At 73.4% G+C, this 24,456-nt stretch carries 23 protein-coding genes; 7 read left to right on the top strand and 16 right to left on the bottom strand.

Going from position 1 to position 24,456, the window contains the following annotated elements; all coding sequences use genetic code 11:
* Positions 1-18 precede the first annotated feature (18 nt).
* Entirely contained in the window at positions 19-1,101 is a 1,083-nt protein-coding gene (locus tag ACU436_RS11585) for an aldo/keto reductase (RefSeq protein ID WP_459024433.1), read from the bottom strand.
* Positions 1,102-1,191: 90 nt separating this feature from the next.
* On the opposite strand from ACU436_RS11585, the gene ACU436_RS11580 reads away from it, so the two are divergent.
* A complete protein-coding gene (locus ACU436_RS11580; RefSeq protein WP_459024431.1) occupies positions 1,192-2,076 on the top strand; it encodes an AraC family transcriptional regulator in 885 nt (294 codons plus the stop codon).
* Here ACU436_RS11580 and ACU436_RS11575 read toward each other — a convergent pair.
* From ACU436_RS11575 to ACU436_RS11565, 3 genes are read right to left on the bottom strand one after another with little or no spacing between them, the layout of a single operon-like run.
* The gene (locus ACU436_RS11575) at positions 2,068-3,099 is read right to left on the bottom strand and encodes an LLM class flavin-dependent oxidoreductase (protein WP_459024430.1); all 1,032 of its coding nucleotides are present in this window, start codon (positions 3,097-3,099) and stop codon (positions 2,068-2,070) included. The genes ACU436_RS11580 and ACU436_RS11575 overlap by 9 nt on opposite strands.
* Complete coding sequence (locus ACU436_RS11570) at positions 3,099-3,605, bottom strand: SRPBCC family protein (RefSeq protein ID WP_459024429.1); 507 nt, start codon at positions 3,603-3,605, stop codon at positions 3,099-3,101. Before ACU436_RS11570 ends, ACU436_RS11575 begins: the two co-directional genes overlap by 1 nt.
* A gap of 17 nt (positions 3,606-3,622) precedes the next feature.
* The gene (locus ACU436_RS11565; protein ID WP_459024427.1) at positions 3,623-4,429 is read right to left on the bottom strand and encodes an alpha/beta hydrolase; all 807 of its coding nucleotides are present in this window, start codon (positions 4,427-4,429) and stop codon (positions 3,623-3,625) included.
* A 74-nt stretch (positions 4,430-4,503) separates the two neighbouring features.
* Between ACU436_RS11565 and ACU436_RS11560 the strand changes: the two genes are divergently transcribed.
* Positions 4,504-5,835: an APC family permease gene (locus ACU436_RS11560; protein WP_459024426.1), complete on the top strand. Its 1,332-nt coding sequence runs from the start codon at positions 4,504-4,506 to the stop codon at positions 5,833-5,835.
* 3 nt (positions 5,836-5,838) lie between these two features.
* On the opposite strand, the gene ACU436_RS11555 is transcribed toward ACU436_RS11560, so the two are convergent.
* Together ACU436_RS11555 and ACU436_RS11550 are read right to left on the bottom strand one after the other, a co-directional pair.
* Entirely contained in the window at positions 5,839-7,410 is a 1,572-nt protein-coding gene (locus tag ACU436_RS11555) for an amidohydrolase (protein WP_459024424.1), read from the bottom strand.
* Positions 7,407-8,348, bottom strand: coding sequence for a U32 family peptidase (locus tag ACU436_RS11550; protein ID WP_459024422.1), 942 nt, complete (start codon positions 8,346-8,348; stop codon positions 7,407-7,409). The genes ACU436_RS11555 and ACU436_RS11550 overlap by 4 nt, the downstream gene beginning before the upstream one ends.
* Before the next feature lie 47 nt (positions 8,349-8,395).
* Here ACU436_RS11550 and ACU436_RS11545 point away from each other — a divergent pair, with 47 nt between their 5' ends.
* Both ACU436_RS11545 and ACU436_RS11540 read left to right on the top strand, forming a co-directional pair.
* Positions 8,396-9,211: an SDR family NAD(P)-dependent oxidoreductase gene (locus tag ACU436_RS11545; RefSeq protein WP_459024420.1), complete on the top strand. Its 816-nt coding sequence runs from the start codon at positions 8,396-8,398 to the stop codon at positions 9,209-9,211.
* Between the two features lie 390 nt (positions 9,212-9,601).
* Positions 9,602-10,195, top strand: a complete 594-nt coding sequence (locus tag ACU436_RS11540; protein WP_459024419.1) for a methyltransferase domain-containing protein — start codon at positions 9,602-9,604, stop codon at positions 10,193-10,195.
* A gap of 1,234 nt (positions 10,196-11,429) precedes the next feature.
* Here the strand turns inward: ACU436_RS11540 and ACU436_RS11535 are convergent.
* The 10 genes from ACU436_RS11535 to ACU436_RS11490 all read right to left on the bottom strand — a co-directional run bounded on the left by ACU436_RS11535 (position 11,430) and on the right by ACU436_RS11490 (position 18,768).
* Positions 11,430-11,825, bottom strand: coding sequence for a RidA family protein (locus ACU436_RS11535; protein ID WP_459024417.1), 396 nt, complete (start codon positions 11,823-11,825; stop codon positions 11,430-11,432).
* A gap of 49 nt (positions 11,826-11,874) precedes the next feature.
* A complete protein-coding gene (locus ACU436_RS11530; RefSeq protein WP_459024416.1) occupies positions 11,875-12,141 on the bottom strand; it encodes a DUF6295 family protein in 267 nt (88 codons plus the stop codon).
* Entirely contained in the window at positions 12,138-12,890 is a 753-nt protein-coding gene (locus tag ACU436_RS11525; protein WP_459024415.1) for a dienelactone hydrolase family protein, read from the bottom strand. The genes ACU436_RS11530 and ACU436_RS11525 overlap by 4 nt, the downstream gene beginning before the upstream one ends.
* Before the next feature lie 24 nt (positions 12,891-12,914).
* On the bottom strand, positions 12,915-13,466 hold the full coding sequence (locus ACU436_RS11520) for an HD domain-containing protein (RefSeq protein ID WP_459024414.1): 552 nt from the start codon (positions 13,464-13,466) through the stop codon (positions 12,915-12,917).
* A 120-nt stretch (positions 13,467-13,586) separates the two neighbouring features.
* Positions 13,587-14,363 carry an IclR family transcriptional regulator gene (locus ACU436_RS11515; protein ID WP_459024412.1) on the bottom strand — a complete coding sequence of 259 codons (777 nt, stop codon included), beginning with the start codon at positions 14,361-14,363 and terminating at the stop codon, positions 13,587-13,589.
* Between the two features lie 24 nt (positions 14,364-14,387).
* Entirely contained in the window at positions 14,388-15,314 is a 927-nt protein-coding gene (locus tag ACU436_RS11510; protein ID WP_459024410.1) for a carbohydrate kinase family protein, read from the bottom strand.
* Positions 15,311-15,955 carry a class II aldolase/adducin family protein gene (locus ACU436_RS11505; RefSeq protein WP_459024408.1) on the bottom strand — a complete coding sequence of 215 codons (645 nt, stop codon included), beginning with the start codon at positions 15,953-15,955 and terminating at the stop codon, positions 15,311-15,313. Before ACU436_RS11505 ends, ACU436_RS11510 begins: the two co-directional genes overlap by 4 nt.
* Positions 15,952-17,085, bottom strand: coding sequence for an ABC transporter ATP-binding protein (locus ACU436_RS11500; RefSeq protein WP_459024407.1), 1,134 nt, complete (start codon positions 17,083-17,085; stop codon positions 15,952-15,954). The genes ACU436_RS11505 and ACU436_RS11500 overlap by 4 nt, the downstream gene beginning before the upstream one ends.
* Complete coding sequence (locus ACU436_RS11495) at positions 17,078-17,863, bottom strand: ABC transporter permease (RefSeq protein WP_459024405.1); 786 nt, start codon at positions 17,861-17,863, stop codon at positions 17,078-17,080. Before ACU436_RS11495 ends, ACU436_RS11500 begins: the two co-directional genes overlap by 8 nt.
* Positions 17,860-18,768, bottom strand: coding sequence for an ABC transporter permease (locus ACU436_RS11490; protein ID WP_459024403.1), 909 nt, complete (start codon positions 18,766-18,768; stop codon positions 17,860-17,862). Before ACU436_RS11490 ends, ACU436_RS11495 begins: the two co-directional genes overlap by 4 nt.
* Before the next feature lie 253 nt (positions 18,769-19,021).
* Between ACU436_RS11490 and ACU436_RS11485 the strand changes: the two genes are divergently transcribed.
* From ACU436_RS11485 to ACU436_RS11475, 3 genes are read left to right on the top strand one after another with little or no spacing between them, the layout of a single operon-like run.
* Complete coding sequence (locus tag ACU436_RS11485) at positions 19,022-20,068, top strand: extracellular solute-binding protein (protein ID WP_459024401.1); 1,047 nt, start codon at positions 19,022-19,024, stop codon at positions 20,066-20,068.
* Complete coding sequence (locus tag ACU436_RS11480) at positions 20,065-22,287, top strand: N,N-dimethylformamidase beta subunit family domain-containing protein (protein ID WP_459024399.1); 2,223 nt, start codon at positions 20,065-20,067, stop codon at positions 22,285-22,287. Before ACU436_RS11485 ends, ACU436_RS11480 begins: the two co-directional genes overlap by 4 nt.
* Positions 22,284-24,452 carry a N,N-dimethylformamidase beta subunit family domain-containing protein gene (locus ACU436_RS11475; RefSeq protein WP_459024397.1) on the top strand — a complete coding sequence of 723 codons (2,169 nt, stop codon included), beginning with the start codon at positions 22,284-22,286 and terminating at the stop codon, positions 24,450-24,452. The genes ACU436_RS11480 and ACU436_RS11475 overlap by 4 nt, the downstream gene beginning before the upstream one ends.
* Positions 24,453-24,456 lie beyond the last annotated feature (4 nt).

The raw sequence follows: 24,456 nt of genomic DNA, 5'->3' as shown, positions 1-24,456 counted from the left end.
CCACAGTAGGACACGAGCTCAGTACCGGACGTCGCTCGCCAGCAGCGGTGGGTAGACCGTGGAGGGCTCACCGTCGACCGTGGCGCCCGCGAACTGCAGCATCGCCCGCGGCGCACCGTGCATCGGCGCCGGGTAGTCCAGGCTCGGCGCCGAGATCTCGTCGAGCGCGCGCAGGTGCTCGGGTGCGAGGGTCATCTCCAGCGCGGCGACGTTGTCGACGAGGTGCTGCACCCGGCGGGCACCGACGATCGGCACGACCGTCCCTGCGCGGGCACGCAGCCAGGCCAGCGACACGGCGGCGGATGTGGTCCCGAGCTCCTCCGCGACCGCTGCGACGGCCTCGATGACCGCGTACTCGTCCTCGGTGGGCCCGCCGACGTAGGCGGTGCGGGCGGAGTCGGCGACCGGCGCGCCGCGCCGGTACTTGCCGGACAGGAAGCCGTTCTTCAGCGGGCTCCACGGGACCAGAGCCATGCCCTGGTCGAGGGCGAGCGGGGCGAGCTCGCCCTCGACGGTGCGGGCCAGCAGCGAGTACTCGACCTGCAGCGCGATCAGCGGGGTCCAGCCCTTCAGCAGGGCCGTGGTCTGGGCCTGGGCGGTGACCCACGCGGGCGTGTTGGAGAACCCGATGTAGCGGATCTTCCCGGCCCGGACCAGGTCGTCGAGGGTGCGCATCGTCTCCTCGATCGGCGTGTGGCGGTCCCAGTTGTGCAGCCAGTACAGGTCGAGGTGGTCGGTCTGCAGGCGGCGCAGGGACTCGTCGAGCTGCGCGATGATCGACCCCCGACCCGCGCCGCCGCCGTTGGGGTCGCCGGGGAAGAGGTTGAAGAAGAACTTCGACGCCAGCACCACGTGCTCGCGCCGGCCGGGGCGGGCGGCGAGGAAGTCGCCGAGGATCCGCTCCGAGTGCGTGTTGGTGTAGAAGTTCGCGGTGTCGATGAAGTTGCCACCGAGGTCCAGGTAGGTCGAGAGGATCTTCTCCGACTCCTCGACGCTGCAGCCGGCGCCGCCGGGATCGTCGCCGAAGGTCATGGCGCCGAGGGCGAACGGGCTGACGCGGAGGCCGGACCGGCCGAGGGTGACGTAGTGGTCGAGAGGCATGCACCCATGCAACCGGCGGGGGGGCGCCCCGGGGTAGACCGATCCGCTCGGGCTCTTGCACGATCCTCTCGGATCCGATCGGATCGGAGAGTGCCACTGGACGAGATCCGCCGCCTGATCGCGACCCACGCCCGTCCCGACCTCGGGACGTCGATCGACGGGTTGCTGCTGTCCAGGGTGGAGACGCAGGAGCCGGACCACTCGCTGACCGATCCCCTGCTGGTCGTCATGGCGCAAGGGGGCAAGCGCCTCCTGCTCGGCGACGAGGTGTTCGAGTACCGGGCCGGGCAGTTCCTCGTGGTCACCACCGACCTACCGGTCAGCGGCCACTTCCTCGACGCCGGCCCGCTGACCCCCGCGCTGGGCACGGGGCTGGTGCTGCGCCCGGCGGTGATCGCCGAGCTGCTGCTGGAGGCACCGGCCGCGCGGCCGTCCCGCTCGCCGACCGGCCCGGCCATCGCGACCGGTGAGGCGGGGCCCGACCTGCTCGACGCCGTCGCCCGGCTGCTGCGGCTGCTCGACCACCCGGCGGACGCCCGGGTGCTCGCCCCGCTCGTCGAGCGCGAGATCCTCTGGCGGCTGCTCACCGGGCCGCAGGGCGCCGTGGTCCGCCAGATCGGCCTCGCCGACAGCAGCACGTCCCAGGTCGGCCGGGTGACCCGGTGGCTGCGGGACAACTACGCCGAGCCGGTGCGGATCGAGGACCTCGCGCGGATGGCCGGGATGAGCCCGGCCGCGTTCCACCGGCACTTCCGCGCCGTCACGAGGATGAGCCCGCTGCAGTTCCAGAAGTGCATCCGGCTGCAGGAGGCGCGGTCCCTCCTGCTGGCGCGCCCCGACGACGTCGCCGGGGCCGGTCACCTCGTCGGCTACGACAGCCCGTCCCAGTTCAGCCGCGAGTACCGGCGCCTCTTCGGCGCGCCGCCCGGGCAGGACGCGGCGCGGATGCGCGCCGCGGCACCGCACCTACCCTGACCGCACGAGGTCGATCGCGCGGGCCAGGGTGGTGAGCCGGGCGTCGAGCGTGTCGCCCGCCGGGTACAGTCGCACGGTGTCGACGCCCGCGTCGCGCCAGACCCGCAGCCGGTCCCGGACCGTCTCCTCGGTGCCGATCAGCGTGGTGCCCAGCACCATCTCCTCGGTGACGAGCGCCGTGGCCCCGTCGCGGTCGCCCGCCTGCCAGCGCTCCCGCACGGCCGCGGCGACGTCGGACCACCCCTGGCGGCTGTAGGCGTCGTTGTAGAAGTTCGTGCTCGCCGAGCCCATCCCGCCGAGGCTGAACGCGAGGCCCTTCCGCCGGTCGGCCGTCATGCGCCGCAGTTCGTCCTCGTCCTCGGCGAAGGCGACCTCGGCGCCCTGGCAGACGTCCAGGTCGCGGCGCCGCCGGCCGGAGCGCGCCAGGCCGGCGTCGAGCGGCGTGAAGTAGGCGGCGGCGCCCTCCGGGACGAAGCTCGTGCCCAGCCAGCCGTCGGCGATCTCGCCGGTCAGCTCGAGCAACCTCGGGGACAGCGCGGCCAGGTACAGCGGGATGTCCGGGATGGCGCCGACCGACACGCGCATCGGCCTGCCCTCGCCGCCGGGCAGCGGGATCCGGACGGTCTCCCCGGCGTAGGCGACCTTCTCGCCCGCGAGGACCCGGCGCACGACGTCGACGGTCTCGCGCACCCGGGTGAGCGGCCGCGCGAACGGCACCCCGTGCAGCCCTTCGATCACCTGCGGGCCCGACGGGCCGAGCCCGAGCAGGAACCTCCCGGCGGACAGGTGGGCGAGCGTGAGCGCGGCCTGCGCGATCGCGACGGGCGTGCGCGTGCCCACCTGGAGCACCCCGGAGCCGAGCAGCACCCGGTCGGTGCGGGCAGCGAGGTGGCCCAGCACCGACACCGCGTCGGTGCCCCACGCCTCGGCCACCCAGCAGACGTCGAGGCCGAGCTTCTCGGCCTCGCACACGAACTCCACCGTCTCCCGGGAGCCCCCCTCGACGGTGGTAGCCGTGCGCATCAGGCGGCCTCGGCCCGCGCCTTGATCGCCGCGACGGTGGCGGTCATGTTCCGCTCGAACTCCCGCAACCGGACGAAGACGATCTTCTGCTCCTTGTCCGGCATGCGGTCGATCGCCTGGCTCAGCCCGGACCGCCCCGGCCCGAGCCGCACCCACTCGGTGAGCCGCGTGCCACCGTCGGCCGCCTCCAGCGTGAACCGCCACGTCGCGGCCGGATCCCGCGGGTCGTGCACGGCCCAGGAGAACACGGAGGGCCGTTCGCAGGCCACCACGTGCGAGGTGACCGACCACTCCCCCATCGCGTCGTGCCTGTTGTGCCCGACGAACCGGCAACCTACGTCCGGTCCACCGCCGTCGAGCCACTCGACGGTCTGCAGTTCGGGGCTCGCCGCCGCCATGCCGGGCAGGTCGACCACGGCGGGCCAGACGGCGTCGGGCGGGGCGTCGATCCAGGTCGTGACCTCCACGGTCGGGCAGTCGGCGTAGCGCGCACCGGTCCACTCCATCTGCTCAGCGTGGCACGTCAGGAACCCACCGCCACCACGGCCGCGACGACGACCCGCCCGCTGACCAGTCCCGGGTCGTTGTGCCGGGCCCCCGCCACCTCGGTGCAGGCCGCCCCCGCCGCCTGCGCGACGGCCCGGCTCTGCTCCACCGGCACGATCTCGTCGGCCGCACCGGCGATCACCGCAATCCGCGCCCGCACCGACCGCACGTGCTCGAGCAGCGGGAACCGGTCCCGCAGCAGCGTCCGCACGGGCAGGAACGGGTAGGCGCGCGCGCCGACGTCGGCGAGCGAGGTGAACGGGCTTCGCAGCACCAGCGCCCCGACCGGGCGCTCGGTGGCCAGGCGGGTCAGCGGCGCGCCGCCGAGGCTCTCGCCGAAGAGGACGAGCCGGTCCGGCGGCACGCCGCGCACCTGCACGACGTGCCGGTACGCCGCGGCCACGTCCGCGGCGAGGCCCTCCTCCGTGGGCGAGCCGGGGTTGCCGCCGTAGCCGCGGTACTCCACCAGCAGCACGTCGAAGCCCTCCGCCGCGAGGGCCCGCGCGAGCGGCACCCTCAGCACCCGCGAGCCGCCGTTGCCGGGCGCCACGAGCACGGTCCGGTCGCGGGACGGTCCGGTCGCCGGTGCCCACCACGCGGTGAGGTCCAGCCCGTCGTCGGTGTGCAGGACGACGTCGCGGCCACCGTCCAGGTACGCGCCGGCCGGCCCGTCGGGCGCCCCGAACGGCAGGTAGACCAGCCGCCGCTGGAAGACCCACGCCAAGGCGACGACCACGACCGCCAGCACGACGACGGCGACGCCCACCCGCAGTGCGGTACCCATGATCCGCCCGAGGTCCGAGGTTTCGGCGCACCGATGGTAGTGGGCGGGGCGGTGGCGGCCCGATACTCGCGATCATGGATGCGACGTCGCACCTGAAGCGGGTGCTGGGGATGCCCTCGATCGTGCTCTTCGGCCTCGCCTACCTGGTGCCGCTCACGGTGTTCACCACCTACGGCGTGGTCACCGAGCAGACCTCCGGACACCTGCCGGCCGCGTACGTCGTGACGCTCACGGCGATGCTGTTCACCGCCTACAGCTACGGGCTGATGGTGCGGGCGCACCCGTTCGCCGGCTCGGCCTACACCTACACGCAGCGGTCGTTCGGGCCCCACCTGGGCTTCATGACCGGGTGGGCCCTGCTGCTCGACTACCTGTTCCTGCCGATGATCAACTATCTGGTGATGGGCATCTACCTGCAGGCCGCGTTCCCGGCCGTCCCGGTCGCGGTCTGGATCATCGGCGCGATCGTGCTGGTGACCGGCCTGAACGTCCTGGGCATCAGGCTCGTGGCGCGGATGAACTTCCTGCTCGTCGCCGTCCAGGTCGTGTTCATCGCGGTCTTCCTGGTGGCCGTGGGCCGCACGGTCGCCGGCGCCGGCCTGCCGTCGCTCACCGAGCCGTTCCTCCCGAGCGGCGGCGAGGCGCCTGCGGTGCTCGGCGGCGCGGCGATCCTGTGCCTGTCCTTCCTCGGGTTCGACGCCGTCTCGACGCTCTCCGAGGAGACCCTCGACCCGCGCCGGCGCATCCCCCGCGCGATCATGCTGGTGACCGTGATCGGCGGCGCGCTGTTCGTCGTGGTCTCCTACGCGGGGCACCTGGTCTTCCCGCGCTGGCAGGAGTTCACCGACGTCGACTCCGCCGCCCTGGACGTCGTGGGCGCCGCGGGCGGCACCGCCCTGACCGCGTTCTTCACCGCCGCCTACATCGCGGGCTGCTTCGGCTCGGCGATGGCCTCGCAGGCGAGCGTCTCGCGCATCCTCTACGCCATGGGCCGCGACGGCGCGCTGCCGCCGGCCGTGTTCGGCCGGCTGCACCCGCGGTCCCGCACCCCGGCGCTCGCGACGGCGGTGGTCGGCGTGCTGTCGCTCATCGCGCTGTTCATCAGCCTGGAGCTGGCCTCCTCGATGATCAGCTTCGGCGCCCTGGTCGCGTTCTCGCTCGTCAACCTGTCGGTGATCAAGCACTACGTGCTCGACGATGGGCGCCGGACACCGGCGAACCTGCTGGCCTACGCCGTGGTGCCGGGCATCGGTGTGCTCCTCACGCTGTGGCTGTGGACCAGCCTCTCGGGCACCACGTTCGCCGTCGGGCTGGCCTGGATCGCCGTCGGCTTCGGATACCTGCTCGGGCTCACGCGCCTGTTCACGCGGCGGCCGCCGGAGCTGCACATGAGCGAGGTCTCGTGATCGTCAGTCCGCGGACCAGACACGGCTGCCACCCACCCACGTCGACCGCACCGGCACCGATGCGATCTCCTCGGGCGCGACGGCCGTGAGGTCCGCGCCCAGCACCACGAAGTCGGCGAGCCGGCCCGGTGCCAGGCGCCCCCTGACGGCACCGTCGCCCGTGGCGTGCGCCGAGCCCGCGGTGTAGACGGCGAGCGCGTCGAGAACGCCGAGCCGCTGCCCCGGCCCGACGACGAGCCCGGCCGCCGTGCGGCGCGTGACCAGGCTCTGCAAAGCGAGCAGCGGGTCGATGGGCACGATCGGGAAGTCGGACGACCCGCCGACCGGCACACCCGCGTCGAGGAACGACCGGTGTGCGCAGGCCATCTCGACGCGCTCTCCGTAGAAGCCGTGCACGGCCTCACCGAAGAGCGCGATGAACGGGCCGAAGGGCACCGGCGTCACGCCGGCGCGCGCGATCCGCCCGACCAGCGCGTCATCGACGATGCTGCAATGCTCGATCCGGTGGTTCGGTCGCCCGGGACGGTCGGGCAGCGCCTCGTACGCGTCGAGGACCTTGGCGATCGCGAGGTCACCGTTGGCGTGGACGGCGACCCGCACGCCCGCTGCGTCGACCGCCCGCACCGTCTCCGCGAACTCGGCGTCCCCGAGCACCTGCAGCCCGTTGTCCGCGCCGGTCGCGCTCACGTACGGGTGCCGGCACAGGCAGGTGCCGCCGGAGAACGCGCCGTCGAGCATCAGCTTCACGCCGGCGAGCTGGAGGTGCGCGGCGTCCGGCTGCTCCGCGGGCCAGGCGCCGGGATCGAAGTAGCGGTGCCACAGCAGCATGCTCACCCTGGGCGTGAGCTGCCCCGCCGCCCGCGCCGCGGCGTACATCCGCTGCTCGAGCGGTGTGACGATTGCGTCGCAGTAGGACGTGATACCCACCTGGTGCAGCTCGGTGTTGACCGCCCGCAGCGCGGCGACCTGCGCCGACTCCTCACCACCGGGGGCGATCGACGCGCGCTGCGGGCCGGGCAGCCACGGGTCGAGCCAGGCCTGCTCGAACATCCAGCCGTCGAGCCGGCCGTCGGCGCCGACGGTCAGCTCTCCGCCGGGCGGCGCGTCGGCCGGGGTGCGGTAGCCGAGCGTCTCGAGGGCACGGCTGTTGGCGACGGCGCGGTGGAACGTGTACTGGACGATCACGACCGGGTGCTCGGCCGAGACGGTGTCGAGGAGGTCGCGGTCGACTCCGGGCACCTCCCGCTCGTTGATCGGCTGCCCGACCACCCACTCCCCCGGCGGGGTCGTGGCGGCCCGGGCCCGCAGCGCGTCCCGCACCGCGTGGCGGTCGGCCGCCGCGGACAGGTCCACCCGCACGCGGGCCAGCGCGGCCTGCGACGGGTGGCAGTGGGCGTCGTTGAAGCCGGGGACGACGAGCGCGCCCTCCAGGTCGACCCACTCCGCGCCCGGGTACCGCTCCCGCAGCTGCACCCGCGTGCCGGTGGCCGCCACCCACTCCCCGTCGACCGCGAACGCCTCGGGCTCGGGCCCCTCGTCGAGGGGCACGATCCGCGGGCCGGTGAAGATCTTCACGCCACCGGCACCGCCAAGCCGCTCGCGCCCAGCTCCGACGTCACGAGGTCGGGCGCGGCGCGGTGCAGGAACCCGAGGCCGATCTCGGCCCGCCGCACCCGTTCCCGGGACAGCTGGATGTTCAGGGCCTCGAACTGCCCGCCGCTCGGGTAGACGTCGGGGTGGTTGCGCAGCCCGAACTTGACGTAGATCGGCGCGAGCACCCGCACCAGCTCCGCGATCTCGTGGTGCCGGACGAAGCCACCGAGGGTGTCGGGCGACTCGACGTACATGTCGATCGGGATCTGCGTCGCGGCCCGGATCGAGGCCAGCCGCGGCAGCGTGAGGCCGGGTGGCACGTTGTAGGTGTCGGCGCCGAGGTCCTGCATGAGCCGCACGCTCACCGGGTTGGACGCCATCATCTGCACCGACACCTTCACCACGAAGTCGGCCGCGATCAACCCGGCCTCCTTCATGTGCTTGGTCATCAGCAGCAGGCCCTCGTCCGCGACGAGGGCTCCCCGCACACCCAGCGCGTTGGCGCGCACGAGGTCCTCCATCGCGTACGCCAACTGGTCGGCGCCCTCGTGCCGACAGCCCACGGCGCCGCCCGTGGGCGTACGCGCCTGGGCGCCGATGTCCCACGGCGCCCGCGGGCCGACGAAGAGCGACAGCTCCACGCGGCGCGCCGCACAGGCCCGCACCATGTCGCTGATCTCGGCGTCGGTGGCCAGCATGATCCCGCTGCCGGAGGAGACGCGGTGCACGCGCACACCGCGGGCTTCGGCCTCGTCGAACACCGCCTGCAACGCGGCCGGGCCCTCGACGCTGGGGATCTCGGTGCGGTACTGCGCCCCGTCCGGGAACCGCACCGGCGAGTCGGGCAGGTGGTTGACCTCCCGCGCGGGATAGCCCAGGCGCGTGAGCAGGTCGGCGACGGCGGATCGGGTCTCAGTCATCGCGCCCGATCTTGCGGTGTCGGACGAGAGCGGCGCAACGTGTGCCCATGAACAACATGCCGGAGTTCGCGGGGCAGACCGCCGTCGTCACGGGTGCGGCGAAGGGCATCGGCGGCGCCGTCGCCGCCCGGCTCGCCTCCGCGGGCGCTGCGGTGGTCGCCTGCGACGTGGATGGCGACGCGCTGCGCGAGCACGCCGGGCAGCTGCGCGCCGGCGGTGCCCGGGTCACCGAGGTGGTCGGGGACGTCAGCCGGGCCGACACCGCCGCCCGGGCCGCCCGGGCCGCCCGGGACGGGTTCGGCGGCGCGCGGATCCTGGTCAACGCGGCCGGCATCCAGCGCTACGGCACGGTGGAGAGCACCGACGAGCGCGTGTGGAACGAGGTGCTCGCGGTGAACGTCACGAGCATCTTCCTGTTCGCCAAGCACCTCGTCCCGCTGATGCGCGCCGCGGGCGGCGGGTCGATCGTCAACGTCTCGTCGGTGCAGGCGTTCGTGGCGCAGACCGACGTGGTCGCCTACGCCGCGAGCAAGGGCGCGATCAACGCCCTGACCCGGGCGATCGCCGTCGACCACGCCCACGAGCAGATCCGGTGCAACGTGGTGTGCCCCGGCTCCGTGGACACCCCGATGCTGCGTGCCTCCGCGGCGCGGTTCGCCGGCGACCGCGAACCGGCCGACGTCCTCGGCGACTGGGGCCGTGCGCACCCGCTGGGCCGCATGGCCGACCCCGGGGAGGTGGCCGAGGCCTGCGCGTTCCTCGCCGGCGCGCGTTCCTCCTTCGTCACGGGCAGCGAGATGCGCGTGGACGGAGGGCTCACGGCGGCGGCCGGGGTCGCCCTTCCCACCGACGAACGGATGTGACCCTTCTTCGCGTTTCAGTAGGTGCAAATTTTCTCGTATTACGCACACGCCCTGATGTGACCCGATTCATCGGCGATCCAGGTCCATGCCACGGAAAGGCGGTACCCCAGCGGAATTCCCGGCGCCTAGGCTGAAAATGATCATCGCGGCCGGTCCCACCGTGCCGCGCGCCGAATCCGGAGGTGAACGACCATCAGCGCGAGCGACGCCAGCTGTGTCGAAGCCCGAACCCCCCGACGCTGGGAGATCTCCCTCCCCGACGACCTGCGCCTCGATCAGGACGAGGAGTGGTGCGATGCCGGGCTCGACGGGAAGCACGTCCGCATCCGCTTCCACGACTACCACGTCATTTTCGATTGCCCCGGCCTGTACGAGCAGCTCTTCTACGAGTTGCTCGAGTGCACGTCCCCGCGGGTGGTCCGCGGCCTGCTCACCCGCGCGCTGGCGGAACAGGACATCGATCCGGCCGGACTCCGGGTGCTCGACGTCGGCGCCGGCAACGGGATGGTCGGTGAGGAGATCCGGGCCCTCGGCGCAGGCACGGTCTACGGCGTCGACATCATCGAGGAGGCGGCGCGGGCGGCCGCCCGGGACCGGCCCGACGTCTACGACGGCTACCTGGTCGCCGATCTCACGACGCTCGGCCCCGCCCAGCGGGATGAGCTCGCCGCGCACCGTTTCAACACGATGACCACGGTCGCGGCGCTCGGGTTCGGCGACATCCCGCCTGCGGCGTTCACCACCGCGTTCAACCTCGTCGAGACCTCGGGGCTGCTCACCTTCACGATCAAGGAGGACTTCGTCGCCGAGCACGACGCGACCGGGTTCAGCCGCCTGATCAAGCGGATGTTCGCGGAGGACGTGATCACGCTCATCGCCGACGAGCACTACCGGCACCGGCTCTCGGTCCGGGGGGAGCCGCTGTACTACATCGCCTACGTCGCGCGGAAGCTGCGGGACATCCCCGACCACTGGGCCGCATGATCGATCACGACGATCGCCCGGTTCTGGTGCTGGAGCGGTAGGTCGTGATCGTGTTGCTGGTCGGCGGCGGTAGTGGCCGGCGCGTTTCGCTGTGGTGGTGTCGGGTCGTCGGCCCCAGCTGCGCGACAGCTCGTCCCAGCGGCCCTGATCGGCTGGACGGGGCCCGCGCACACGGCGGCGCGGGGGCCGATGCCCGTCGATCCGCGGGGCAAGATCCGAAGTATCGGTTGCCCATGGCTGTCCACACGACCATGGACACCCGATACCTCGGATCTTGACGGGGAAGATCGCAGGTATCGGTTGTCCATGGCTGTCGCCGCAGCCATGGCCAACCGATACCGCGGATCATGAACGTGACCGCCGCCCGGCGGTCAGGGCTGCCTCGCCACGGGATCGGCTGCCGGTGGGCGCGCCGTACCCGGCTCGCAGCCGACCGCCCCACCCCGTCGACCCGGCCCCGGGCGCGGCCACTCCCGTCCGGACCCGACCTCACCCCGGCGCGGTGGTCGGGTTGGCGCCACCACCGTCCTCCGGGGTCACCGGGGCGGCCGTCCCCGACCTGCCGGCACGCCAGTCCCGACGAGACCGCCACTGCTGGCGGCCACTCGACCTGCGGTGGTCCCGCCGGCCCCTTCTGCACTCCCCAGACACCCGGGCATCCTCCAGGAACAACCCCGAGGTCGACACCCAGCGGGCCGTGATCGGCGGGATCGGGACATCACGCTCACACATGCACGCCAGGTCCCGTATTCGCTGATCAAGCCCCATCCTCGGGTCGTTCCAGGCCGGCTGTCGGCCGGCCGGACATTCGGTGCCGACACCACGATCGGGGTGGCCGGGGCAACGGCACCACCGCCGGTCGAGTCCCACCCAGCCGCAGGATCCCGTCGCGAACCGGCGTGCCAGCAGGTCGGGGACGGCCACCCGGGTGACCCCGGAGGACGGTGGTGACGCCAACCCCGGCCACCCCGCAAAGGTGCAGGGACCGGAGGGATCGCACCCGGACCGGGTCGAGACGGGGGCCCCACGCTACGAGCCGGGTACGGCGCGCCCACCGGCAGCGGATCCCCTGGTCATCTCGACCCGATGACTGCTTCCGCGGAACGCACGACACGGCTCGAACCGGTGTGGGACCTGGACATCCCGCCGACAGCACCGGGTCACCACCGGCCGGCCCGACACCCGGAACGCGACCCCGAACGGCGCCCACCAGCGGGACGCGAGAGCCGTAGTACTAGGCGGCGGCCGTGGCCTCCAGCTCGACCATCAGCTCGGGAAAGGCGAGGCGGGTCACGCCGAGGAGCGTGGAGGGCGGCCGCACCCCGGCGGCGCCGAACCGCCCCGCGATCACGTCGTAGCACGCGAAGAGCTCGTCGACGTCGGTCGTGTAGATGTTGAACCGCACCACGTCGGCGAGCGTCATGTCCGCGCCCGCGAGCACCACCTCGAGGTTGTCCATGGCGAGGACGACCTGCGCGCGCATGTCCCCGGCGTGTTGCGGGTGGCCGTCCCCGTCCATGGACGTCTGCCCCGAGCAGATCAGCTCCCTCCGCGTGCCCTCGATGAGCTCGGCCTGGTTGAAGCCGATGTCGAGCGACCACTTCCACGGGTTGACCGCGGTCCGTTCCATGCTGCCCTCCTCGAGCGCGCCGACACGGGCGTCACTCGCGGCGGCACCGTCAATGGTTACGGGCGCGCTCCACCGTCACCTGCAGGGCCGCCAGCAGCTCGCGGGCGGAGTCCAGGGAGAGCTCCACCGCCACGCGGGCGGCGGGGCCCTGCTCCGGGTTCAGGAAGTCGATGTTCACCGTGTGGTCGTCCGGCGCGTGCACGGGATGGTCGTAGTAGACCGTGGCCGTCCGCAGCGGGAACCAGCCCTGCGGGCCCTTGCCGCTGCTCGCCGTGACGTCGAACTTCTCGGTGCTGTAGGTGCACACGCCGATCACGCCTGCCCGTCGAGGTGCGTGGCGTAGAAGGCCCGGACGCGCTGCCACCCGTCCTGCGCCGCGGCCACCCGGTAGGCCGGCCGGTCGACGGAGAAGAAGGCGTGGCCGGCGTCGTCGTAGCGGTGGAACTCGTACTCCTTGCCGTGGGTCTGCAGCAGCTTCTCCAGCTCGTCGACCTGGTCGGGCGACGGGTAGGAGTCCTCGTTGCCGAACAGGCCCAGCAGCGGGGCCCGCAGCTCGGCCGTGCGGTCCGCGAGGGGCTGCACCTGCAGCGGGAACCCCTCCGGCGGGGTGCCGACGACGAACGCTCCGTAGCAGTCCACCGCGGCCTGGATGTCCAGCTCCAGCGCGGTGAGGAACGCCTGCCGCCCGCCGGAGCAGAAGCCGATCGTGCCGACCTTCCCGTTGGACGTCGGCAGCGACCGCAGCCAGCGCACCGCGCCCGCCGCGTCGCCGACGAACCGGGCGTCCGGCACCCCGCCCTGCGCCCGCGCGGTGGCGGCGGCGTCGTCCGGCTCCGCGCCCGGCGCCTCCCGGCTGTAGAGGTTCATGCAGATCGCGTTGTAGCCCGAGACCGCGAACCGCCGCACGACCTCCTTGCTCTCCCGGTCGTACCCGGGCATGTGGTGGATCACCACCACCCCACCGCGGCCGCCCCCGTCCAGCGGGCGTGCGGTGTAGGCCTCGATCTCGTCGTCGTCCGCTCCCCGGATGCCGATCGTCTCGGCGAGCACTGCGTCGTGGCGCACGAACGTTTCCTCTCCTTCAGTCGATCACTTCTCGGCCCCAGTCTTCTCCACGCCGACCGTCACGGAAATGTCGACCAGCTCGTCGAGCCCCATCGTCGGAGCACCGGGCACCTTCGCCTCGTCGTCCCACCGGCGGACCTGCATCGCCTCCTCCGCGAGCGGGTGGCGCAGGAAGCGCTCGACCTCGGCCGCGGCGGCCGGCCCGCCCTGTTCCTGCAGCGAACGGACCGACACCGGCGACAGCAGCGACGCGTAACCGGGGTCGAGCGTGACGAGGGCGCGCTTGGCCAGCACGTGCGCCCCGACGAGCCAGCCGACCTCGTGGCCCAGCAGGCGGGTGCAGAACGCGGCCCCGGCCCGCTCGTGCGGGGCCTCCGGCAGCAGCGCCGCGACGGCGGGCGAGCGGCCGATGTCGTGCAGGAGCGCTGCGGCGACGACCGCCGGGCGGGCACCGGCGCGGACCGCGATGGTGCCGCACTGCAGGGCGTGCGCGAGCTGGTCGACGGCCTCGCCGTCGTAGGGCAGGTCGGCGGTGGCGCGCAGGGCGGCGAGCAGGCTGTCACGCGTGGTGGGCATGGCGGCTCCGTTCCGTCGTGGTTCGGGACGGCACCGAGTCGACGCCGCCCCGATGGCGACGTCCCCAACCCCGCTCGCCCGCGGGGTGACCGGCCGGTGACGGAACCGCCGGCTTGGAGGTCAGGCGCGCAACCCCAGCGCCCGGGACGCCTCCGCCGCCGCGGTGCGCAGCAGCCCCAGCTGGTGCGCCTGCTCGGAGTCGGGCAGATGGGCGGTGAGCCCGCTGACGCTCAGGGCCGCGACGGTGGTGCCGGTGTGGTCGCGGACCGGCACGCTCAGCGCCTTCACCCCGAGCTCGACGTCGTCGCGGCTCACCGCGAACCCGTCCTCGCGGATCCGCCGGAGGTCCTCGCGCACCTGGTCGGCCGTGGCCTGGGTCGGCGAGGTACGCCGCTGCAGCGGACCCGCGAGGTAGCTCTCCACCTTCTCGTCGGGCAGGGTCGACAGCAGCAGCCGCGGCCCGGCACCCAGGTGCAGCGGCAGCGCGCCGCCGACGCCCAGGGTGTGCGTGGAGGCGTACCGGCCGTCCAGCCGCTCCACGCAGACCGCCTCGTCGCCGCGCAGCACGAGCAGGAACACCGTCTCCCCGGTGCGCCGGTACAGCTCCTGCATGGCCGGCAACGCCCGCTCGCGAACGCTGAGCCGGCGGGCCATCGCGCTGCCGACCCGGAACGCCCCGATCCCGAGCCGGTACGTGCCCGGTGAGGGCCGCTCCACGAAGTCCCCGGCCGCGAGCGTGGTGAGGATGCGGTGGCAGGTGCTCTTGTTCAGCTCCAGCCGGGCGGCGATGTCACCGAGGGACAGCTCGTCGGTCGCCTCGGCCAGCAGATCCAGCACCGCCATCGCCTTGACCAGCACCCGGACGGGCTCACCCGCACCGGCGGCCTTCTCGGTCACGGGTGCCTCCTGTCGTTCACTCGATCACGCTACGGCGCCGAACGCGAGCGTCGACGGGAGGTCGACGATGCCGGCGTCGGAGCCCAGCCCCTGCGCCACGAGGGCCGCGGCGGCCGTGCCCAGCCGCGCCGCGGCGGGCAGCGCACGGCCGGAGCCGAGGCCCACCAGCAACCCGGCGGTGAAGGCGTCACCGCAGCCCGTGGTGTCCACGACCGGCACCTCGAACGCGGGGATCCGCCGGACGCCGCCCTCGTCGACGATCACGCAGCCCTCGGCCCCGGTCGTGACGATCACGGTGCCGACACCGGCCGCCCGGGCCACCCCCGCCGCCTCGACGAGGTCGTCGTGGCCCGTCACGCCGCGGATCTGGTCGTCGTTGGGGAGCAGGTACCCGGTGTGCTCCCACGCGGGCCGCAGCAGGTCGACGAGCTCGGGCCGGCCGACGCTGAGCAGGTCCATGCTGACGACCGTGCCGTGCGCCGCGGCGAAGCGGAGCAGGTCCGGTAGGGCGTCGCGGGTGAAGTCCCCCAGCACGTCCGGCCCGCCGACGTGCAGCACGTCGGCCTCCGCCACGAGGTCCAGGTCCACGTCGGCCGCGGTGAGCGTGGCCATCGCGCCGGGAGCGTGCAGCGCGGGCCGCTCGCCGTTGGGGCGGATCGGCAGCATCGTCGCGGGCGTGGCGAGGCCCGGCCGCCGGGCCATGTGCCGCACGTCGACGCCGTGCCCGGCGAGCAGGTCGAGCAGCAACCTGCCCGGGACGTCGTCGCCGACCGGCCCGATGCTGACGACCTCGGCGCCGAGCTTGGCGAGGTCGACGGCGGTGCCACCGGCCGTGCCGGCCGCGGTGATCCGGATCTCGTCGAGCACCCGCCGGCCCTGGCCGGGCGGGATGTCGGGGACGGGGCGGCCGAGGATGTCGAGGATGTGCGCACCGAGGCAGATCACCTTCATGCCGGGACCTCCATTCGGCGCCGGGCGACGGCGGCCAGCTCCTCGCCGGTCAGTGCCCGCGGGGTGCCCATGCCGGTCGCGGTGACGTGCAGCGTGCACAGCCACTCCAGCAGCCGGGCGCGGTCGTAGGCCTGGTCGAGCGTGTCGCCGTAGGCGACGGCGCCGTGGTTCTGCATCAGCGCCGCCGTGCGTCCCTGAAGCGCCGCGTGCACCGAGCGGGCCAGCTCCGGGGTGCCGTAGGTCGCGTAGCGCGCGACCCGGACCGGGCCACCCAGCTGCAGCACGTAGTAGTGCAGGGCCGGGAGCTCGTCGAGCACGGTGGACACCGCCGCGCTGTGCAGCCCGTGGTGGTGCACGACGGCGGTGGCGCCGGTCGCCCCGTAGACGTCGGGGTGCATCGGCGTCTCGGAGGACGGCGCGTGCGGGCCGTCCACCCGGTTGCCGTCGAGGTCGACCACGGCGACGTCCGCGGGTTCGATCCGGTCGTAGGCCATGCCCGACGGGGAGACCGCCACCAGCTCACCGACGCGGACGCTCACGTTGCCCGCCGTGCCCAGCACCAGCCCGTCGGCGGTCATCCGGCGGCCGCACGCGGCGACCTCCCGGCGGGCCGCCGCCAGCGCATCCGCTGCCGGGGTCACTGTGCACCCGCCGCGACCGGGGTGGCCGGCGCGTCCCCGGCGGGATCCGGCTCGTCGTCCGGGACGAGCACCCCGGCGTCGCCGTCCCAGGAGACCTCGACGCGCTGGTCGACCACGAGCGTGCCACCCGCGCCCGCCGGGTCGCGCACCTGCCCGGTGCCGCCGCCGTCGAACCGGACCAGCACCCTGCGGAACGCGCCGTGGTAGACGACGTCGGTGACGGTGGCCGATAGGACGTTGTCCCCGGTGGCCGGCCCGCCCGCGGGGGCGATCCGCAGGCGCTCGGGGCGCACCACGAGTGCGACCGGGCCGTCGGCGGCCGGCGCGTCCCGCACCCGCAGGCTGCACCAGCCGGTGTCGAGCCGCCCGTCGCGGACCCGGCCCGCGAACACGTTGGAGTCGCCGAGGAACGTGGCGACGAACCGGGACGCGGGCGTCTCGTACAGCTCGGCCGGCGTGCCGGCCTGCTCGATGCGGCCATCGCGGAACACCGCGATCCGGTCGGACAGGGCCAGCGCCTCGTCCTGGTCGTGGGTGACGAACACGAAGGTGATGCCCAGCTCCCGGTGCAGCCGCGCGATCTCCAGCTGCAACGACTCGCGCAGCTTCTTGTCCAGCGCCCCGAGCGGCTCGTCGAGCAGCAGCGCGCGCGGTTCGAAGACGACCGCCCTGGCGAGCGCGATGCGCTGCTGCTGCCCGCCGGACAGCTGCGACGGCAGCCGCTCGCCGTGCCCGGCGAGGTGCACCAGGTCGAGGGCCTCCGCGACCCGCCGGGCGATCTCGCCCTTGCCGACCTTGCGCTGCTTGAGCGGGAACGCGATGTTCTCGGCCGCGCTCATGTGCGGGAACAGCGCGTAGTTCTGGAAGACCATCCCCAGGTTGCGCCGGTACGCCGGGAGCTGGGCGATGTCGCTGCCGTCCAGGGCGATGCGGCCGGAGGTGATCGCCTCGAAGCCGGCGATCATGTTCAGGGTGGTGGTCTTGCCCGACCCGCTGGGCCCGAGCAGGGTCATGAACTCCCCGGCCCGGATCTCCAGGTCGATCCCGTCGACGGCGGGAGCCGCCGCGCCGGGGAAGAGCTTGGTGAGGCCCTCGACCTCGATCCGGGCGCCGGACAGGGTCTCAGGCACGGCGGGTCCTCCTCAGGGTGGCGGCCAGGGCGAGCAGTGCGGTGGTGAGCGTGACGACCACGGTGGCCGCGGCCGCGATCGTCGGGTCCACCTCGTTGGTCACGGACGTGAACATCCGCACCGGCAGTGTCTGCAGCTGCGGCGACTGGACGAACAGCGACACCACCACCTCGTCGAAGGAGGTGACGAATGCGAACACCGCCCCGGACAGCACCCCGGGCATGATCAGCGGCAGGGTCACCCTGCGGAAGGTGGCGGGCGCCGAGGCGCCGAGGCTCGCCGCCGCCCGTTCCAGGGTGCGGTCGAACCCACCCAGCGCCGACCCCACGTTCACGGTGACGAACGGGATCGCGAGCACTGTGTGCGCGATGATGAAGCCCGTCGGCGTGCCGATCAGGCCCCACTGCAGGAACGCGGCGTAGACGGCGACGGCCACCACGATGCCGGGCACGATCAGCGGCGCGAGGAACAGCCCGTTCAGGACGCCACGGCAGCGGTTGGCGGTGCGGGAGAGGGCGAAGGCCGCGGCGGTGCCGATCACGGTCGCCACCACCGTCACGATCACGGCGAGCTGGATCGACACCAGCAGCGCATTCAGCCAGCTCGGGTCGGTGAAGAACGTCCGGTAGTGGCGCAGGCTCCACGAGCCCGGCGGGAACGCGAAGCTGTCCTCGCCGGAGAAGCTGATCGGGATGACGATCAACGTGGGCACGAGCAGCCAGGCCCCGATCAGGATCCCGAGCGCGACGAGCGCCCGGCGCAGGCCGACGGACCTCATGAACCGGCACCTCCGACCAGCCCGGCCGGGGCGCCACCGGTGCGGGTGAGCCGCTGCACGCCGGCCACCAGGACGAGCGTGACGACCAGCAGCGTCACCGCGAGGGCGCCGGCAGCGCCGAAGTCGAGCAGCTGGTTGACCTGCACCGCGATGAGCTGCGCCAGCATCGACTGCTGCGGCGACCCGACGAGCGACGGCGTCACGTAGAAGCCGAGCGACAGCACCATCACCAGCGTCGCGCCCGCGGCGACGCCGCGCAGCGACAGCGGCAGGTACACGCGCAGGAACGCGGCGACCGGGGTGGCGCCGAGCCCCATCGCGGCGTCGACGAGCCTGCGGTCGATGCCGCGCATGGCCGCGTACACCGGCAGCACCATGAACGGGAGCATCACCTGCGCCATCGCGATGCTGACCCCCGCGGTCGTGCCGAGCAGCCGGGTGGGGCCGAGCCCGACCGCGGCGAGCAGCCCGTTGACCACCCCCGTGTCCTGCAGCAACACCACCCAGGCGAAGGTGCGCGCCATCAGCGACGTCCAGAACGGCAGCAGCACCAGCGCCGTGAGCACCGCCCGCCACCGGGGACCGACGATGGTCATCAGGTGTGCGTACGGGTACGCGCAGAGCACGCAGAGCACAGTGACGACCGCGGCCATCCCGAGGGTGCGCAGCACGACCGTGACGACGACGCCGTCGGTGACCAGGCCGGTGTAGTTGCCGACGCCGAGCTCGGGGGTGCTCACCGAGAGCCAGGCCAGGCGCAGGGCCGGCACCACGAAGAACACGCCGAGCACGACGACCGCGGGCAACGCGAGGAGCAGCAGCGGGCGGCCCACGCGCCGGGGGCGGGACGCCGCCGGCGGCGTGGGCGCCGCGGCCGCGGCCCTCGTCGAGCCGACCGACACCATGGACAACCCCCACTTCGGTCACGATGTGGCACGGGTTTCACGAACCGAAATGGGAGGGTCGCGGTAGGAGGCCGGGTTGTCAACCGCCCGGCGCGGCCGTTACGGCGACGAGACCCGATCCAACAGGCAGTTCACGTGCCGGGCCTTGACGACCCGGACCACGGCCGCCATCCTCCTGATGCCACATCCTGAACCACGTTCTGGATAGTGAAACGCAAAGGTGCGTTGCACCCCGTCGATCGAAGGTGTTCCCGTGCGCAACCGCAGGCTCGTCTCCGCGCTGGCCCTCGCCACCGCCGTCAGCTTCAGCGCCACCGGGTGCTTCGCCACGGTCGGCGGCGAGTCGGCCTCCGGCGGCACCGTCGTGTTCAGCAACACCGGCGGGGCGCTCGCCTCGATCTTCGCCGAGACCGCGTACAAGGAGCTCTCCACGCAGGGCATCCAGGTGGCCGAGGAGTCCCCCAACAACGAGGCCAAGCTGACCGCGATGGTCGAGTCCGGCTCCCCCACCTGGGACGTCTTCTACTCGTCGCCCTACCGCACCGTGGCCAAGTGCGACGTGCTGTTCGAGAAGCTGGACAAGTCGAGGATCAACACCGCCGGGCTCGACCCCGCGCAGGTCACCGACTGCGGCGTGCCGGTGCTGAAGTCCGCGTTCCTGCTGGTCTACAACGCCGACAAGTACGGCGACAACCCGCCGCAGAGCTGGGCCGACTTCTACGACACGACGAAGTTCCCGGGCACCCGGGGAATCATGAACTACGCCAAGGACGCCGGCATGGAGACGGCGCTGCTCGCCGCGGGCGTGCCCGGCGACCAGCTCTACCCGCTGGACTACGAGCGCGCCTTCGCGACGCTCGACACGATCCGGCCCTCCGCGCGGTTCTACGAGACCGGGGCGCAGCAGACCCAGGCCCTCGAGGCCGGTGAGGTCGACATGATGCTGGCCTGGCCCGGCCGCGCCTACGAGGCGGCCAAGAACGGCGCCAACCTGAAGGTCGTCTGGAACCAGCCGCTCTACTACGAGGACTCGCTCGGGATCGTGAAGGGCGCCAAGAACCTCGACGCGGCGTACTCGCTGATCAACGCGGTGGTCGACGTCCCGACCCAGGAGCTCATCATGCAGCGCCAGCCCTACGGCTCGCCCAACTCGAACGCGAAGCCGTCCGCGGACCCGCTGATCAACTCCTTCATCGCCACCAGCAACGTCACCGGCAGCGAGGTGCACCGCGACAACGAGTGGTGGGCGGCGAACCTCGACGAGGCCACCCGGCAGTGGACGGAGTGGGTCAACCGGTGAGGCTGATCGGCTACGGCGACCGGCTCTCCGTCCCGGCGGGCGGAACCGTCGAGTTCAAGATCAGCAGCGAGCTCCCGGAGTTCGCCCCGACCCTTCAGCGGCTGCGCCGCGGCGGTTCCCCGGCCCACGAGTGCGACCTGCTGGAGGAGGAGGTCGCAGCGTCGCTCCCGGCGACGGTGCCCGGGCGCGTCCAGGTCGCCCGCGCCGGTTCGTACGTCGAGGCGCCGCTGCACGACGGGACGGTCATCGACGGTGCCGGGCTCGCGATCTGGCTGCATCCCACCCGGCTCGACGCCGACCGCGAGCAGACCGTGCTCGCGCTCACCGCACCCGACGCGGCGGCCGGCTACCTGCTGTCCGTCTCCGGGCGCGGGTGCGCCCTGCGCGCCGCGGACGGGACCGACCTGGCCCGCCTGGACGTGGCGCCGGTGGAGCGGCAGTGGTCGTTCCTGGCGGCGACGATCTCGAGCGACGGCGATGCCCGGCTGACCCTGCACCGCGCTGCTCCCCAGGTTCAGGAAAGCCACATTCATGTACCCCAGGTTCAGGAAAGTGGCTTTCCTGAACCTCCTGAACCTCGGCTGACGGGACCGTGGCTGCTCCGCGTCGGCGCCGGTCCTCGCGGCGGCTTCTTCAACGGCAGGGTGGCCCGGCCCGTCGTGTCCGCCACGGGCTGGTCCGCCGAGGCGACCGAGCGGCTCGCCGCCGGCGAGGACGCGGTCGCCGTCCTGGGCGACGCCGGCGTCAGCGCGCTCGCGCTGGGCCGGGACCCCGCAGCCGTCGCCGTGGCCGACGACGGGGCGCTCACCGCGGGCGGCACCGCCGTCAACCGGCCGGCGAGCGCGGTGCCCGGGCCGTTCTGGCGGTGCCGGGAGACCGACTTCCGGCGCGTCCCCGGCGAGTACGACGCCCTGCACCTGCACGAGGACGACCTCGACGACGCCGGCTGGGAGACCGACATCGTCCTCACCGTCCCGGCGGACGCGGCGAGCGGCGCCTACGCGTTGAGGATCACCGCGGGCGAGCACGTCGACCGCATCCCGTTCGTCGTCACCCCGGGCGACGGCGCTCCCCCGGCCCCGGTGCTCGTGGTGCTGCCCACCTGGACCTACCTGGCCTACGCGAACTGGCGCACCTACGCCGAGTTCGAGGAGGAGCGGGTCGCGCTCTACGGGGAGCGCCGCGGCGTGGATCCCCGGGACCGCTGGCTGGCCCGCCACCCCGAGCTGGGCCGCTCGCTCTACGACGTGCACACCGACGGCAGCGGCGTCATGTACTCCTCCCGGGCGCGGCCGATCGTCAACATCCGGCCCGACTACTACACGCCGACCACCCGCGGGCTGCGCCACTTCGCGCAGGACCTGTCGCTGCTGGACTGGCTCGACCGGCGCGGCGAGGACTACGCCGTGATCACCGACGACGAGCTGCAGGACCGCGGCGCGGACGCGCTCGCCGGCCACCGCGTCGTGATCACCGGCAGCCACCCCGAGTACGCCTCCGCCCGGATGCTCGACGCCTACGAGGACCACGTCGAGTCCGGCGGCCGGCTGATGTACCTGGGCGGCAACGGCTTCTACCACGTCACCGCCCGCCACGAGGGACCGTCCGGCGCGATCGAGATCCGCCGCGCCCGCGGCAGCCAGACGGCGTGGGCGAGCGGCGCGGGCGAGGAGCACCTGTCGGGGACCGGTGAACCCGGCGGGCTGTGGCGGTGGCGCGGCCGGGCACCTCAGCGCCGGTTCGGCGTCGGCATGACGGCGCAGGGCTTCGACAAGGCGAGCGGCTACCGCCGGACCCCGCAGAGCCGGGCCGCGGAGTGGGTCTTCGAGGGCGTGGACGTCGCGGTCGGCGATGTCTTCGGCGACCGGGGCCCCGGCCTCGGCGGGGCGGCGGGCGACGAGATCGACCGGGCCGACGTCGGGCTGGGCACCCCGGCCGACGCGGTGGTGCTGGCCACCTCCGTGGGCCACTCCGCGAGCATCGTGCTGGTACCCGACGACAAGACGATCTCCTACGCCGTGCCCACCGGGCCCGATCCCCGCGTCCGGTCCGACATCGTGCTCTTCGGGCGGCCCGGTGGCGGCGCCGTCTTCGCCGTCGGCTCCATCGCCTGGTCCACCGCCATGACGCACAAGGGCGGCGACAACGACGTCTCCCGGCTCACCGCCAACGTCCTCGGCCGCTTCCGCGACCACCCCGACCCGGTGGCGGGCGCATGAGGATCGTCGGTTACGCCGACCGGCTCTCCGTCCGCGCCGGGGACCCGATCGCGTTCCACGTCAGCTGCGTGCACGACGGCTTCCGGCCGGAGATCGTCCGGCTGCGCCGCGGCGGCTCCCCGCAGCACGAGACCGCGCTCGTCGAGGAGGCGGTCGCGAGCGGGCTGCCGCCCCGGCTGCCGGGCCGCGTGCAGCACACCACGTCGGGCTCCTTCGTGGAGGCCGGTCCGGTCGGTCCGACGGACGCGGTCGGGCTCGCGTCGTGGTTCCTGCCCACCCTTCCCGGTACCGGCGCCCGGCCGTTGCTGGCCGTCGGGGACCTGGTGCTCGAGGTGTCGACCGCCCGGGTCGCGCTGCGCCGCGGCGCGACGACGCTGGCTGCCCTCGACGCGCCGCCGGTCGAGCGCCGCTGGGCCTGCGCCGCCGCCACCGTGGACGCCGCTGGACACGTGCGGCTGTCGCTGCACCGTCCGGGCCTGGACGCGATCACGGCTGCCGCGCAGGTACCGCCCTCCACCTCCGGCGGGGTCGTGCGGATCGGATCCGACGGGACGGTGACCGGCGGGCTCGGCGCGACGTTCAACGGGAAGGTGGCCCGCCCGGTCGTCGCCGCCACCGCCTGGCCCGCGACGACGACGGCGGCGCTGGCCGCGGGCGCCGACCCGCTCACCCTCCTCGACCCGGCCACCACGAGCGCGCTCGACCTCGCCGCCGACCCCGGCGGCACCCGGGTGCCCGACCGCGGCGGGCTCACCGGCGGCGCCGTGGTCCACCAGCTGCCCACCCGCGGCGTGCCCGGCCCGTTCTGGACGGGCGCGGAGACCGACTTCCGCCGCGCCCCAGCCGAGTTCGACGCCCTGCACCTGCACGACGACGACCTCGCCGACGCCGGCTGGGAACCGGACCTCACCTGGGACGTCCCCACCGACCTGCCCAGCGGCGTCTACGCGCTGAAGACGAGCGCCGGGGACGACGTCGACCGGATCCCGTTCGTCGTCACGCCGGCCCGGCACGAGGCGCCGGTGCTCGTCGTGCTGCCCACCTGGACCTACCTCGCCTACGCGAACTGGCGCACCTACGCCGAGTACGAGGCCGAGCGGCTGGCGATCTACGGGGAGGCGCGCGGGATCGACGAGCGGGACCGCTGGCTGGCCGCGCACCCCGAGCTGGGCCGCTCGCTCTACGACGTGCACACCGACGGCAGCGGGGTCTGCCACACCAGCAGGCTGCGCCCGATCCTCAACCTGCGCCCCGACTACTTCACCCCCACCACCCGCGGGTTCCGCCACTACGCCCAGGACCTGCAGCTGCTGGACTGGCTGGACCGGCGCGGCGAGGACTACGCGGTGGTCACCGACGACGAGGTCGAGCGCGAGGGCGCGGACCTGCTCTCCCGCTACGACGTGGTGCTCACCGGCAGCCACCCCGAGTACTGCTCGGCCGGCATGCTCGACGCCTACCTCGGATACACCCACGCCAGTGGCCGGCTGATGTACCTGGGCGGCAACGGCTTCTACCAGGTCACCGCCCGGGTCCCGGGCCACCCGGACGCACTGGAGATCCGCCGGGGGCACGCGGGCGTCGCCACCTGGGTGTCCGACCCCGGTGAGGAGCACCTCGCCGCCACCGGGGAGCGCGGCGGGCTGTGGCGGATGCGCGGCCGGGCGCCGAACGTGCTCGCGGGCGTCGGGTTCACCGCGCAGGGTTTCGACTCCGGCTACGGGTACCGGCGCACCGCGGCGAGCGCGGACCCCGCGGCGGCGTGGGCCTTCGCCGGTGTCTCCGCGGGCGTCGGCGAGGTCTTCGGCACCGAGGGCCCCGGCCTGGGCGGCGCGGCGGGCGACGAGCTGGACCGGGCCGACGTCACGCTCGGCACCCCCGCCGACGCCGTCGTGCTGGCCTCCTCGGTCGACCACTCGGAGAAGATCGCGCTGGTACCCGAGGAGGCCGACCACGGCTACGCCGCTCCCCCACCCGGCATCCACCCCAAGGTCCGCGCCGACGTCGTCCTGCTCGGGCGACCCGGCGGCGGCGCCGTGTTCTCCGTCGGTTCGATCGCCTGGTCGACCGCGATGACGCACGACGGCGGCGACAACGACGTCTCCCGGCTCACCGCCAACGTCCTCGACCGCTTCCGGGACGAGCCCGGCCCGGTGCTGCAGTAAAGGA

It is taken from the genome of Pseudonocardia wallangbongensis (assembly GCF_054486945.1).
Note: the sequence above shows the minus strand (reverse complement) of the source record. Positions and strands in the feature narration are given on the sequence as shown.

Bases quoted from the DNA above. Each gene is read 5' to 3' on its own strand.
- ACU436_RS11585 (WP_459024433.1), bottom strand. From the start codon at position 1,101: ATGCCTCTCGACCACTACGTCACCCTCGGCCGGTCCGGCCTCCGCGTC.
- ACU436_RS11575 (WP_459024430.1), bottom strand. From the start codon at position 3,099: ATGCGCACGGCTACCACCGTCGAGGGGGGCTCCCGGGAGACGGTGGAG.
- ACU436_RS11570 (WP_459024429.1), bottom strand. From the start codon at position 3,605: ATGGAGTGGACCGGTGCGCGCTACGCCGACTGCCCGACCGTGGAGGTC.
- ACU436_RS11565 (WP_459024427.1), bottom strand. From the start codon at position 4,429: ATGGGTACCGCACTGCGGGTGGGCGTCGCCGTCGTCGTGCTGGCGGTC.
- ACU436_RS11560 (WP_459024426.1), top strand. From the start codon at position 4,504: ATGGATGCGACGTCGCACCTGAAGCGGGTGCTGGGGATGCCCTCGATC.
- ACU436_RS11550 (WP_459024422.1), bottom strand. From the start codon at position 8,348: ATGACTGAGACCCGATCCGCCGTCGCCGACCTGCTCACGCGCCTGGGC.
- ACU436_RS11545 (WP_459024420.1), top strand. From the start codon at position 8,396: ATGAACAACATGCCGGAGTTCGCGGGGCAGACCGCCGTCGTCACGGGT.
- ACU436_RS11535 (WP_459024417.1), bottom strand. From the start codon at position 11,825: ATGGAACGGACCGCGGTCAACCCGTGGAAGTGGTCGCTCGACATCGGC.
- ACU436_RS11520 (WP_459024414.1), bottom strand. From the start codon at position 13,466: ATGCCCACCACGCGTGACAGCCTGCTCGCCGCCCTGCGCGCCACCGCC.
- ACU436_RS11510 (WP_459024410.1), bottom strand. From the start codon at position 15,314: ATGAAGGTGATCTGCCTCGGTGCGCACATCCTCGACATCCTCGGCCGC.
- ACU436_RS11495 (WP_459024405.1), bottom strand. From the start codon at position 17,863: ATGAGGTCCGTCGGCCTGCGCCGGGCGCTCGTCGCGCTCGGGATCCTG.
- ACU436_RS11490 (WP_459024403.1), bottom strand. From the start codon at position 18,768: ATGGTGTCGGTCGGCTCGACGAGGGCCGCGGCCGCGGCGCCCACGCCG.
- ACU436_RS11475 (WP_459024397.1), top strand. From the start codon at position 22,284: ATGAGGATCGTCGGTTACGCCGACCGGCTCTCCGTCCGCGCCGGGGAC.